A 12,465-nucleotide genomic window follows, 5' to 3' on the forward strand; every position below is an offset into this window, starting at 1 on the left:
GTCCGTTCCCAAGCGGACTGCATTAGCGGCCCGGAAATCCTGCTACTCCACCAGTTCGTAGAGCGTCCCGTGCTTGCTCGTCATCGTGGATTCAACTGAATTGGCCAGAGCGGAGTCTCGAACGAGAAGTCCGAACTCGATGTTGCGGTTCTCGGCGCTGAATGAAAAGTTTGCACTGGTCAGCAGCGTTACTTCGCGGTCGATGACGACGAACTTCGCGTGGCTGACAACGGGCTTGCCGCTCGGCAACGCGGCCGATTGGTAGACGGTTGCGTCCCCAAGGTGGGCTTTGATGTTCATAGCGTCAGCCTTGTCACCATCGACGTAGACGGTGACTGTGACCCCGGGTTGTTGAGCGCTTTCCCGGAGTACGTTCCACATCTCTGAGGTCTTCTCGAAGTTGTACGTCGCGCACGTTACGGACTGCCGGGCCGCACGGACTAGCCGGTGGAACTCACTCGTGAGGTGCCCGATTTTGGCTTCATTGCCAGGCATAGTCCAGACAGGCGTTAGATCGCGATGGACAGCCTTGGCCCCGGCGACAGCCTGTAGGACGGCGACCGACCGTTCGACCTCGATGTGCCCCAGGCCGGCGGCAACAAGTAGCTCACGAACTCTTTCCCGGCGAGGTGTGCTGACCGCACCGAGGGCCTTCGTGACGTGCTGACCCGTGGCGAGCTGCACGGCGAGGCCCTCGGCTTCGGAAGCCGTAAGGAATTCGCCGAGCGCCGCGAACGGGTCAGAAGGCATCGACGTTCCCGAAGAACCCCGGCACGGTCGGGCCCATACTGCTCGGCAGATCAAGCAGGAACCGCCGGTCGAGGAACCGGTTCGACTTTTCGCACGAGGTTTCCGAGGCGAAGGTGCAGCAATGGCATGCTGCACCGTGGAGGAAGTCCTCCGGGTCGCTGGGGGTCCGCGTCGCACACACGGGATCCGATGAGCATCGCGCTGCCCTGCGCAGGGCAGAGACAACCAACCCTTCCAGGCGCGCAGGCTCGGACAGCGCGACCAGCCCTCCGAGTGTGCCTTCGCTGTCGGAGGCAGTAGTGCAGATGAGCAGCCCCGCCGCTGCCTCGCGCTGCGGCGCGGCAGGCCAACCGTAGATGCGTTCGGTAAGGCTGGCAGCACCGTAGCCACAGGACATTGCCATCTCCCGGATGAGCGTGTGGGCAAAAGTGTGCAGGAGCCAGTACCGCGGGCCGGGCAGCCGGGTTTCTGAGTCAACCTGGGCGGCCGTCTCGGAGAATCGCCGGGAAAAGTTCAGGCGGTGCGCTTCCTTGTGGGCGAACCACAGCGGAGAGTCGAAGATCTGCTTTTCCCAGTCGTCCACAGCGTTCAGGTCGAGCTGGAGGAAGATACCCTCACCGCGGTCTTCGGTGGCTGGCACCCAAGCAGGCCTGCCCTTGCGCGTCAGTTTGACGAGCCGACTGGCGACATCGTTCACGCGGTCCATCTCGTCGAGCCGGGTGAATCCGAGAACGGCATTGATTTTTTTCATCCGGTTCACTGCGACCACTCGGGCGACCCGGGGATGGAGATCCTGCCCCCGTTGCATCTCGGTGACCATCAGGCCACTGGAATTCTGCTGCTGCGGGAACAGAGCCGGCTTTTGCAGATACCGCCATTCCGGCACAAGCAGCTCCACAGGATCCCAGGTGGCGAGCTTCTCCTGACGGACTTCTTCCGGATCCACTGGTGCGAGCACGTCCGCGACGGCCGCCGCGAGATTCTGGTCTGTAACTTCCTTGAGGTTGACCTTGCCGTCGGCCACGTCCCTGAGCGTGTCAAGATCGGAGGCGTACTTGGCGATCTTGTCGATCCCCAGGGCGGCCCGCAATTGGTCGGCGAGGGCTTCGGCTTCTTCGGCCTCGGTGCGGGGCATGACAATGACCGACTGTGTGGAGGAGAACCACAGGTTGGACGCTCCCATCATGATGAGGGCGGGACGGGCATTGCATTCGGCGTCGAAGGCGTTTAGGTGGGGGTGCCGTCCGCGGCACTTCTGCGGGAGTTTGTCGCGGCCGGCCGCTCCCTGTGCTTCTGCCATGCCGCGCGTGGCCCCACAGGATGCGCAGCTGATGACCGAGCCAACGTTCTGGCCGATGTTTGCATCCCGCATCTTCAGATCGGGCAGCACGGCCTTCGGGCATGCTCCGCCGCGGTGCACCCACAACGTGTAGGGGAATTCGTCGAGGTGGCCGTTGGTGCAGGTCAGCAGGTGCGGGGCGGGGACGGCCGGGCTTTCGCGCTTGCGTCCAGCTGACCCGACAGGTTTTCGGCCACGGCCCGGGCAACTCTGGTGGGTGAACTGGGCGAGGTCCGGGCGGAAAGGGTGGGTGTTCGTGTAGCTGAAGCGCGGCAGGGGTCCCAGGTAGTCACAGCCGGTGCAGCGGAACCACTGGGGAAACGCTCGTGCCGGAATGCCGAGGTCGGATCCTTCCTTGGACATCGCCCCCTTCTTCGGCTGCCATGGGAACGGGCGCAGAGAATCGACCTGGGGTCCGAGGTGGAGGCGTACGACGTTCAGCAGCCGCGGTTCGACGACGGTCGGGATGAACTCCCGGCGCTTCCAGATCGGTTCCCAGTCGTCGAGCCCGGCAGGCATAACAGCGAAGCCCGGAAGGTCCATGATCGCGCCGGGGCCATAGGTATACAAAAGCGAGGAAGGGCGGGCGGAGCCGACCTTCGCGCGGTTCTTGACCGCGCCGTCCTCGGCGTCGGCCAGCGGGTCGAGCGGTTGCCCGGGATCATGGATCATAGCGTGACTGCTCGTGGGCTCCACGTCGTCCTTATCGGTGGTCATGGTTTCGGCCATCACTCGTCCTCTCCCATAGGTAGGGCCCATTCCGGGGCTCCTTCGGGTGCCCGCGCAAACAGCCGCTCGGGCAACGGGCTGACCAGAACGTTGATCTCCGGCTGCACCTCGCGCATCGAGTTGGCAATAATAAACGGCGCCTCGGATGATCCTCCCGCGGATGCCCTGGCGTTTTCGGGGCTGATGATCAACGGCAGGTACTTGTCGCCTTCTCCAGTGCGCTCGTACACCAAAGTCTTGCTCATCTCTGCGGCCCATTTCGCGCGCTGGTTCCAGCGATCGATCCGGTTCACGAGCAGGTCGCTTGCCCGTTTGGCGGTGTTCTCGTCCTGAGCAGCAGCCGCAATACGTGCCTTCAGCCGCTCAGTCAGGGCTTTGATGGCGGCCGGTTGGTCCTTGATCCGCCAGGCGTCGCGCTCGGGAGAGAGACCTTCGGGAACGGGTGCTTGGAGTACCCGGGCAGCGCTGACGAGCAGACCATCGATTCCGCGCTCCAGCGAGGTCGGCGAATACGGTGTTACTGAAAGCGCTTCGACCTGGGCGTAGAACGTGGCGTGGTAGTTCCGGAACTGCTCGAAATGTGCGAGGTCACGCGGCCGGGCCCCAAGGCCATCGGCCAAACGCTCCCGAGCCGTGACGGACGGACAAGGTGTTCGGGGTAGATGCCCTGACCGACAATGCGAACAGCAGGTTTAGAATCGGCGTAACCAAGGGTCCTAGGACTTAGGCGGCCGACCGATTCGTGACGGATTACGGGCCTTCGAAGCGGTCTTGCCGATGATCTTATTCGGGTAAGTCAGAGCGACGGTGAAAAGGCACACGTCTTCACGGGCGACTTCGCCCGGCCCGACGTTCATAAGTAGCTGTCCGAGCGGGCGTCGTTTCGGTCGGACACGACGCTAGCAGGTCCGGCTCGATGGCACCCAGAGGATGCGGACCCGATTCACTCCGCCGATGTCACCCCTTCGGTTGTCTAGGCCCTGTTGCCGCCGCTGCCGGTGCCACTACCGAGCATCGTGAAGTACTCTCGCAGGGTGTCCGTGCTGATTACCGTGTGACCTCGCCGTAATGGCTCCACAGCTTCCCAAGCCTCTATCCAAGGACGCTCCGAGTGAGTCCTGTGCCCAAGGTCAAATCCAGAAAACGGACGGTAAAAATCTAGGATGACATCGAGCGTAGTAGTACCTTCGGCCGGAATGTTTTCAACAGATCCATGCTGCCAGCGGTCAACCGATGCGTCACCTTTGTGGTACTTGTAAAGGTCCCTGCATACGGGCCCCATGCGCCAAGCTTCTATGGGCTCGTTGAACAGTGGCTCCTTGTGCCATGCCAGATGCCATCCCTGTGCGTAGTAGCAAAGTTTTTGCAGCTTCATCGTGGAGGTGTTGCCTTCTCGGGCGAGAATATATGCCGCTACGTCGTGGACGCTCGTCATCGCACCTCTCCCCGTTCTAGGTCTTTATTACTGGGAATCATATAGCCCTCTGGTGGCTCGTCCGCGCTTTCCAGCACGAGTTCCTGTGTAACTCTACGAGGCCGGGGAGTTCGATCCTGCGTGTTTTTTTGCTCTCTCCGCAGACCGACGGCGATGAGCTGAGCCACCATCTCCGCAAGCAGAACGTGGCCGTTGGTGAGAGAAGATCGGTGCGGAGCATCCACCGAAAGCACTCCGACTTCTGAGGTCTGGAATTTTACTGGGACATTTAGGAAAGTTTCGTACTTCTTGTCGGTGCAGTCCAGGTCGCAGTCAGCCTGCGCTACGTCTTCAATCAATCGGGAAGCTCCCCTGTCGATTACGGCGAAGATATCGTCGCTCGCATCGCTCTCCCCACGGACGAAATTGGGACGCGGGGCGTCAAAGCGACCCACGTGGGGCGTCCGCAGAGTCAAGGCGTTGGGAATGTCAAGGCTTGTGGCACTTTTGGATTCCACGTGGTCAAGGCAGTACAGGCAGGCCCGTACGTTCGGGACGTCGATTATCTTTGTAACGGTGCTGAGCGCGCGGTTCACGAGGTCACGTCCGTGATTCACGCTCTGGGACTCAGAAAGTTGGCCCAGATCGTGGATGAGTGGGGCCAAGTGATGGATTACATCTTCCGTTGCCATCTCCTGGGCCACTCCGAGCTTCGACCGAAGCTTCGATGCTTCGCTCTGCTGAAGCGAGGTGCCCACGAGTGCCCATAGGATGCCGACGGGAAGGGCAACCAGTCCAAACCAAAACGATCCGGGCTCGGTTACCCATCTGATGTCCTTGACGAGGCCATCCGGATTTGTCACGGACAGCGGAAGAACAGCTGCCCCGGCCGCGGAAAGCAGAGGCCCGATAAATGTAGCTGGCCAAGTGAATACCCAAGGGGGGCGTTTGACTGCAAGCCCCGGTTTTATCTCGTTCTTCATCAGTGTCCCCCTGTCTAGCCTCGTAGGCCGCTCACTGCCTCCAGCACGACCTCAACGCCCTAAGCGCTTCCGCCTGCATGGGCAGCTCTTCGCCTGTGAAAAGCTCGACAATACAGGTGACGGAAAAGTGACGAACACGTGCTGTGTCGGTCGAAATCTCAGGGAACGCTCAAGAACGCCAACTTGTCAAGCACAAGCACGGAACCCCCGGAAATCCTTGATTTCCAGGGGTTCTCACCGAGCTTCCTATCAGAATCGAACTGATGACCTTTTCATTACGAGTGAAACGCTCTACCGACTGAGCTAAGGAAGCACCGCGGTTCTTCCGGAAGGACCGGCTGAATCACGCAAGACACAACTGTAATGGAGCCACCGCGCCCGGGTCAAAACGGTTCCGGGCGGCCGGAAAGCCCCTTATCCGGGCAGCCGGAGAGCCTGCCCTCCGGACGGCCGGAAACAGGGTTGGCACGGAGTTCATCCGCCTGTCGGGCGCGGTTCAGCGGGCGGTCGAGGGCACGGCGGAAGCTGGGCGGAATACCGTGGCCGTTGATGCCGGCCACCGACGCCGGGACCTGCACAGGTCCATCAGCAAAGGGGAACGATGAGCATGGACAACGTGGGGTCACCCGGGAACCTTGAAGGCCTCACACGGCCTCCGCGCCTGAAGCTGGCGGTCCTCGACATGGTGGGCACCACCATCACCGATGATGGCCGCACCGAAAGGGCCATGGCCCGGGCCCTGCTCGAACACGGCGTGGAGCCGGGATCCACACGCTTCGAGAGCATGCTCGGCTACGCCCGGGACACCATGGGGTATTCCAAGCTGACCGTCTTCACCCACCTCTTCGATGACCCGCGCATGGCCGAAAGCGCCAACAAGACCTTCGAACTGGCCTACGACGAGCTGATCGCGGACGGCGGGGTCCGCGCCATCCCAGGATCCGCAGAATCCATTGCCTGGCTGCGCGACGCCGGCATGAAGGTCTGCCTGGCCACGGGCTTCGGCCGGCACACCCAAAACATGGTCCTCGAGTCCCTGGGCTGGATGGGGGAGGCGGACCTCAGCCTGTGCCCGGACGACGCCGGCCGCGGCCGCCCCTACCCGGACATGATCCTCACCGCCGTCCTCGCCCTCGACCTGGACGATGTCCGTGAGGTCGTGGTCGTCGGCGACACAAGTTCTGACATGCTTTCCGGCGTGCGTGCGGGAGCCTCCGCCGTGGTCGGAGTCCTCAGTGGCTCCCACTCGGAGGCGACTCTCCGCGCCGCCGGGGCCACCGCCGTCGTGCCGTCCATCAGGGAACTGCCGGCACTGCTGGAACCGCGCGCAGCGCGGATCTAGCCGGACTGTCAGCAGCGGGTGCCGTCGGTCGGCACTTTGCCGCTCAGGAAGTAGTCGTCGACGGCGGTGGAGACGCAGCGGTTGGAGCGGCCGTAGGCGGTGTGGCCTTCGCCCTGCCAGGTCACCAGGGATGCGTTGCCGAGTTGCTTGCGCATGGCCTGTGCCCAGGCGAGCGGGGTGGCGGGGTCCCCTGTGGTGCCGATGACGACGATCGGGGACTGGCCGGTGTACTTGGCCGGCGCCGGGGAACCGATCGGCTTGAACGGCCAGTCCTTGCAGTTCACCCCGCCGTAGGCGAAGTACGGGCCGAAGGTGGGCGCCAGCTTCGTGAGCCGCTCCGCCTCCGCCCGCATGCCGGCAGTGTCGGTGACCATCGGGTAGTCGAGGCAGTTGATCGCGTTGAACGCGAAGCCGGTGTTGGAGTTATAGGTGCCATCCGGGTTGCGGTCGGCCCCGAGATCGGCAATGCGCAGCATGAGGGACAGATCGCCGTCGAACGCCGCGCTCAGCGCCTGGGTCAGCACCGGCCACGAGGCGTCGTCGTAGAGCGGAGTGTAGAGGCCACTGACCAAGGTGGGGCCGTTGACCAGCCGGCCGTCGCTGGCTGGTTCGGGGTTGGCGTCAACAGCGGACACCAGGTCCCTGATCTGCTGCATCCCGTCATCCACGCTGCCGGACAGCGGGCAATCCCCCTGCCCCAGGCAGTCCTCCACGTAGCGGCGCAGGGACTTCTCGAAAGCCACCACCTGCTGGGCCGTCAGCTCCTGGTTGCTGAGCGCCAGGTTCACGGCGCCGTCCAGCACCAGCCGGCCCACGTTGTCCGGGAAGAGCTCGGCATAGGTGGCCCCAAGCGATGTGCCATAGGAGTAGCCCAGGTAGTTCAGCCTGGTGTCGCCGAGCAGCGCGCGCAGGACGTCCATGTCCTTGGCCGAGCTTTCGGTGTCGATGTGGCCCAAAGCCGGGCCGGATTTCTCCACGCACTTGGCGATGATGTCCTTGTTGTCGGCGAGGGCCGCCTGGAGTCCGGCATCGGTGTTGAAGTGGTACACCTTCTCACGGCTTTCGTCCCGCTCGATGTCGCTAAGGCAGGTGACCGGCGCTGAGCGTTTCACGCCGCGGGGATCGAAGCCCACCATGTCAAAGCCGGCCCGCAGTTTCGCGGTGAAGTGGGTCTTCGCCGCGTCCTTGAGGAAGTCGAAGCCGGAGGCGCCCGGGCCGCCGGGATTCACCAGGATGGAGCCCTTCTTGCTGCCACGGGCAGGGAGCCGGATCGCCGCAATGACAATGCTGTCCGCCTCGGGGTGCGCGTAATCGGTGGGGACCTTGATATTTGCGCACTGGAATCCGTTTTCGCAGGAGCTCCAGTCCACCTTCTGGGAGTAGAAGGACTCCAGGCCTTTCGGAACGGCCGCCCGGGCGTCCGGGTTCTGCCCGCTGCCGCTTGTCGAACTGCCTCCGGAGCCGCCGCCGAGGGGCAGGGAGAAGACACAGCCGCTGAGCAGCAGGCCAGCCGAAAGCACCGCCGCAATAACGCCCGGAACGCGGTCCTTGGGGCTCCGCCGGGGCTTTCCGGGCCGGGGTGTTGCGGGGTTCATGCGGTTCTCCTCGATGCTGCGCTGGATGCGGGGGCAGGGGTACTGGCTGTTACTGGATGAGGCTGCTTGCCATTGACTCCACCGCGAGCAGCGGCGCCACATTGCTGGTGGTGATCCGGACCCTTGCCTTGTTGATGGCATCCATCCGGGCCAGGGTGGTTTCCGGGGTCGAAGCGGCGGCGTAGGCTTCCAGCTCGCCCCTGAGTTCAACATTGACCAGCTCCACGGCGTTCCCCAGCTGGATCACCAGGACGTCGCGGTAGAAGGAGAGGAGGTCGGTGAGCGTGCGGTCCAAGGAGTCCGTGATGGAGCGTTTGGCGCGGCGTTTCTGGTCGTCTTCGAGCTGTTTGACCTGGCTGCGCATCGCCGGCGGAAGCGTCCCGGTGTCCGGCGCCCCGAGGCTTGCCAGGAGCGCGGCCTTCTCCGCGGCGTCGCGTTCCTCGTTGGAACTGTTCGCCTCATCCGTGGCGATCTTCACGAGCTTCTCGGCCATCATGACGGCCGCGGTCACCCCGCGCAGCCCCAAGGGGAAGCGGACCGTCTCCAGCCGCCGTTCGCGGGCCTCCGGATCGCGGGCCAGGCGCCGGGCGATCCCCACATGGCTTTGCGCCGCCCTGGCCGCGCGCTCGGCCAAGCCAGGTTCGACGCCGTCGCGCCTGACAAGCAGCGCGGCGACGTCCGCCGCCGGCGGAAGCCGCAGCCCCACCGGGCGGCAGCGCGAGCGGATAGTGACCAGCACGTCCGCGGGGGAGGGAGCGCACAGCATCCAGATGGTGCGGGGCGTCGGTTCCTCGATGGCTTTCAGCAACACGTTGGTGGTCCGCTCGGCCATGCGGTCGGCGTCTTCCACCACGATGATCCGCCAACGGCCCGACGACGGCCGGTCACCGGCCTTGGCCACCAGCTGCCGTGCTTCCTCGATGGTGATAGTGACTTTCTCCGTGCGGACGAAGGTCACGTCCGAATGCGTTTCGGCCAGGATCGTGTGGCAGGAATGGCATTCGCCGCAGCCGCGCAGGGTGACGTCTTCCTGTTCGCAGTTGAGGGCGGCGGCGAAGGCCTTGGCCGCGTTGGATCGACCGGAACCCGGGGGGGCCCGTGAACAGCCAGGCATGGGTGAGCCCATCGCCCTGCGCAGCCTGCCGGAGCTGGGCCACCACCGGCGCCTGGCCCTGAAGGTCGTCCCAGACGGTCATGGCCTGCCTCCGGGGACGGTGGTTTCGAGCAACTGCCGGACCCGTTCGAGGACGCGCGCGGCGAGTTCTTCCACCGGGTCCTTCGCCGGGAGCACAAGGTACGCCCCGGGCTTGGCCGCAGCCAGTTCCAGGAAGGCGTGGCGGATACGGGAGTGGAAGTCGTCGGGTTCCGATTCGAGGCGGTCCTCCCCGGCGTTGCCCGCGGTCCGCCGCTCGCGGCCGTCCTCGGGGCGGACATCCAACAGCACCGTCAGGTCCGGCTCCAGGTTCTCGGTGGCCCATTCGTTCAGGCTGCGGACATCGGCGGTGCCGAGCCCGCGGCCGGCACCCTGGTACGCCACCGAGGAGTCGATGTAGCGGTCAGTGATGACGACGGTGCCCTCCGCCAGGGCGGGCCGGATCACCTGGTGCGCGTGGGCGGCCCGGGAAGCAGCGAACATCAGGGCCTCGGTGCGGGCGTCGATGGTGCCGTGGCCATGGTCCAGCACGAGGGAACGCAGCTTTTCGCCGATGGGCGTTCCGCCGGGTTCACGGGTCCGCAGCACGGTGTGGCCGAGGGATTCGAGTGCCCCGGCCAGGCGGGCGGCCTGCGTGGACTTGCCCGCCCCGTCCCCGCCCTCGAAGGCGATGAAGATTCCTCGGCTCTGCGTAGTCACGGATCTAAGGTTACAGAGGAACCCTGACAGTAAAGGGACGGGGGCGGGCCGGGCCATTACGCTTTTAGCCATGAGTCTTTCCCGAGAGCACGCGGCGGAACTGTCGGCCGATACCGTGGTGGTGGCGGCAGGCCGCCCCGAACGCGCCCACGACGAAGCGGTGAATCCGCCCATCGTCCTGTCCTCCACCTATTTCGGGACCGGTGCGCTCGGCGACGGCGACCGCGGCTACGGGCGGTACGCGAATCCCACCTGGGACCCGTTCGAGGAAGCCCTCGCCCAGCTGGAAGGCGCGGAGCTTCCCGGCCTGCTCTACGCCTCGGGGCTCGCCGCGGTCAGCTCGGCACTGTCCCTGATCCCGGCCGGCGGTGTGCTGGTGATGCCTTCGCACAGCTACTCCGGCTCGCTCGTGATGGCCTCGGAACTCGCCGCCAAGGGACACCTCGAACTGCGCACCGTGGACATCGCGGACACCGACGCGGTAATAGCCGAACTCGCTCCCGTGGACGGCAAGGCCGCGGACATGCTCTGGGTGGAAAGCCCGACCAACCCGATGCTCGGCATCGCTGACGTCCGGGCCCTCACGGACGCGGCACATGCCGCCGGGGCGGTTGTCGTCACCGACAACACCTTCTCCACGCCCCTGGTGCAGCAGCCGCTCACCCTGGGCTCCGACGTCGTGCTCCACTCGGTCACCAAATACCTCGCCGGGCATTCCGATGTCGTCCTCGGCGCCCTGGTCACTTCCAACCCGGAGATCCGCGCCGAACTGCTGCACCAGCGCACCATCCACGGCGGCATCGCCGGGCCGTTCGAAGCTTGGCTCGCGCTGCGGGGGCTGCGCACGCTCGCGCTGCGGGTGGAGCGCTCGCAGGCGTCGGCCGCTGTCCTTGCGGACAGGCTGAAGGACCATCCGCGGGTGGAAAGCATCCGTTTCCCCGGCCTGCCGGACGACCCCGGCCACGAGCGCGCCAGCAAGCAGATGAAGGGTTTCGGTTCCATCCTCTGCATCCAGATGGCCGGCGACGCTTCCCGGAGCGGAGCCGAGGCCGCGGACGAACTCGTGAGTGCCCTGCGCCTCTGGATTCCGGCGACGTCCCTGGGCGGCGTCGAATCCCTCATCGAACGCCGGCGCCGGCACTCGGCCGAACCGGAAAGCGTCCCGGAAAACCTGGTCCGGATGAGCGTGGGCATCGAGAACGTCGAGGACCTGTGGGCGGACCTGGAGCAAGCGCTGGCTTCCCTTGAGGGATAGCATGGGCCAGTGGACGGAAAATTCTTGATCGGGACCATCCAGGCTGGAATCTATTTCATCCTGGGTTTGATCGCCTTCGGGCTGGAGCTGTGGGCGCTGGTGGACTGCCTGCGCTACAAGCCCGCCCAGTTTGAGGCTGCGTTCAAGCGCACCAAGACTTTCTGGCTCGCCATCACCGGCATCTCCGCAGCCATCGGCGCCTTTTCCGTCTTTCTCGGCGGCTCCAGCCTGAGCCTCTTCGGTATCGCGGCCGTCACCGCCGCCAGCGTCTACCTGGCCGACGTCCGCCCGGCCCTGCGCGAAATCGGCAACAGCGGCCGCAGTCAAGGCCCCTACGGGCAGGGTCCCTACGGCTGGTAACCCCTAGGCTGGTAACCGCCGCTAGGCGGGGCCACAGCCATCCAGTCCACGGTCAGCTCGCCCAGCCGCCAGCGTGCCGGCCCGTCCTGGACCGGCCAGCCGGCCTCGCGTAGCGCAAGGCACATTGCCGTCCAGCGTTGACGTTTGCCGAAGGACGCCATGGGAGCGGCCGCCAGCCAGGCCTGGTCCATGGCCTGCAGAAGGGCATGGATCCGTTCCCCCGGGATGTTGCGGTGAATAAGGGCTTTGGGCAGCCGTTCGGCGATGTCGGAGGGCAGTTCGAAGCTGCCGAAACGCACCGAGAAGCTCAAGCTCAACGGTCCGCCGGCACCGAGCGCCACCCAGCTCACGCGCCGGCCGATCTCGTCGCAGGTGCCGTCGATGAACAGCCCGCCCGGGGCCAGGCGCGAGCACACGAGGTCCCAGATCGCCGCCACATCGTCTTCCTCGTACTGTCGCAGGACGTTGAAGGCGCGCACCAGCACCGGCTTTCCGGGAACCGGCAGTTCGAATCCGCCGAGGTGGAAGCTCAGGCCGGGCCGCTCCAGTTCCTTGGCCAGTCGCACGCGCTCGGGCTCGATCTCGATCCCGCACACCCGGACGTCGGGACGCACGGCCCGCAGCCGTTCGAAGAGTTCGACGGCGGTGGCCGGCGAGGCGCCGTAGCCCAGGTCCACCACCAAGGGGTCGACGGCGGCGCGCAACCGCCAGGCCTGCGGTCCGGCCAGCCAACGGTCCAGGCGGCGCATGCGGTTGGGATTCGTGGTGCCGCGGGTGATGTTGCCTACCGGCTTGCCATGCCTGCCTGTTACCCGCTCCGCTTTCTGGACCACCCTCCAAGGTTAA

General features: G+C 65.1%; 11 protein-coding genes, 1 tRNA gene and 1 pseudogene. 3 read left to right on the forward strand and 10 right to left on the reverse strand.

Features of this window, described 5'->3' with window-relative positions:
• Positions 1 to 42 precede the first annotated feature (42 nt).
• The 6 genes from drmC to ACZ9CK_RS02600 all read right to left on the reverse strand — a co-directional run bounded on the left by drmC (position 43) and on the right by ACZ9CK_RS02600 (position 5,528).
• On the reverse strand, positions 43 to 750 hold the full coding sequence (gene drmC, locus ACZ9CK_RS02575) for a DISARM system phospholipase D-like protein DrmC (protein ID WP_476049160.1): 708 nt from the start codon (positions 748 to 750) through the stop codon (positions 43 to 45).
• Positions 740 to 2,818, reverse strand: a complete 2,079-nt coding sequence (gene drmB / locus ACZ9CK_RS02580) for a DrmB family protein (protein ID WP_476049161.1) — start codon at positions 2,816 to 2,818, stop codon at positions 740 to 742. Before drmB ends, drmC begins: the two co-directional genes overlap by 11 nt.
• Positions 2,818 to 3,438, reverse strand: coding sequence for a hypothetical protein (locus tag ACZ9CK_RS02585; RefSeq protein WP_476049162.1), 621 nt, complete (start codon positions 3,436 to 3,438; stop codon positions 2,818 to 2,820). Before ACZ9CK_RS02585 ends, drmB begins: the two co-directional genes overlap by 1 nt.
• 353 nt (positions 3,439 to 3,791) lie before the next feature.
• On the reverse strand, positions 3,792 to 4,253 hold the full coding sequence (locus ACZ9CK_RS02590) for a Panacea domain-containing protein (protein ID WP_476049163.1): 462 nt from the start codon (positions 4,251 to 4,253) through the stop codon (positions 3,792 to 3,794).
• Positions 4,250 to 5,215 (reverse strand): hypothetical protein, encoded by a 966-nt coding sequence (locus ACZ9CK_RS02595; RefSeq protein WP_476049164.1) that lies wholly within the window; start codon positions 5,213 to 5,215, stop codon positions 4,250 to 4,252. Before ACZ9CK_RS02595 ends, ACZ9CK_RS02590 begins: the two co-directional genes overlap by 4 nt.
• A 240-nt stretch (positions 5,216 to 5,455) precedes the next feature.
• Positions 5,456 to 5,528, reverse strand: a tRNA-Thr gene (locus ACZ9CK_RS02600).
• A gap of 294 nt (positions 5,529 to 5,822) precedes the next feature.
• Here ACZ9CK_RS02600 and ACZ9CK_RS02605 point away from each other — a divergent pair.
• Complete coding sequence (locus tag ACZ9CK_RS02605) at positions 5,823 to 6,557, forward strand: HAD-IA family hydrolase (RefSeq protein ID WP_426303375.1); 735 nt, start codon at positions 5,823 to 5,825, stop codon at positions 6,555 to 6,557.
• Between the two features lie 8 nt (positions 6,558 to 6,565).
• On the opposite strand, the gene ACZ9CK_RS02610 is transcribed toward ACZ9CK_RS02605, so the two are convergent.
• From ACZ9CK_RS02610 to tmk, 3 genes and pseudogenes are all read right to left on the reverse strand, one after another.
• Positions 6,566 to 8,152 (reverse strand): alpha/beta hydrolase, encoded by a 1,587-nt coding sequence (locus tag ACZ9CK_RS02610; protein ID WP_476049165.1) that lies wholly within the window; start codon positions 8,150 to 8,152, stop codon positions 6,566 to 6,568.
• A 49-nt stretch (positions 8,153 to 8,201) separates the two neighbouring features.
• Positions 8,202 to 9,348, reverse strand: a pseudogene (locus tag ACZ9CK_RS02615) (DNA polymerase III subunit delta').
• Positions 9,345 to 10,004: a dTMP kinase gene (tmk, locus tag ACZ9CK_RS02620; RefSeq protein WP_426302213.1), complete on the reverse strand. Its 660-nt coding sequence runs from the start codon at positions 10,002 to 10,004 to the stop codon at positions 9,345 to 9,347. The pseudogene ACZ9CK_RS02615 and the gene tmk overlap by 4 nt, the downstream one beginning before the upstream one ends.
• A 70-nt stretch (positions 10,005 to 10,074) precedes the next feature.
• Between tmk and ACZ9CK_RS02625 the strand changes: the two genes are divergently transcribed.
• Positions 10,075 to 11,259 carry a trans-sulfuration enzyme family protein gene (locus tag ACZ9CK_RS02625; protein WP_476049166.1) on the forward strand — a complete coding sequence of 395 codons (1,185 nt, stop codon included), beginning with the start codon at positions 10,075 to 10,077 and terminating at the stop codon, positions 11,257 to 11,259.
• A 9-nt stretch (positions 11,260 to 11,268) separates the two neighbouring features.
• Positions 11,269 to 11,619 (forward strand): DUF2516 family protein, encoded by a 351-nt coding sequence (locus ACZ9CK_RS02630; RefSeq protein WP_426302215.1) that lies wholly within the window; start codon positions 11,269 to 11,271, stop codon positions 11,617 to 11,619.
• Here ACZ9CK_RS02630 and ACZ9CK_RS02635 read toward each other — a convergent pair.
• Complete coding sequence (locus ACZ9CK_RS02635; protein WP_426302216.1) at positions 11,607 to 12,452, reverse strand: class I SAM-dependent methyltransferase; 846 nt, start codon at positions 12,450 to 12,452, stop codon at positions 11,607 to 11,609. The genes ACZ9CK_RS02630 and ACZ9CK_RS02635 overlap by 13 nt on opposite strands.
• Positions 12,453 to 12,465: the final 13 nt, after the last annotated feature.

The sequence above is a fragment of the Arthrobacter sp. TE26545 genome (genome assembly GCF_056279005.1).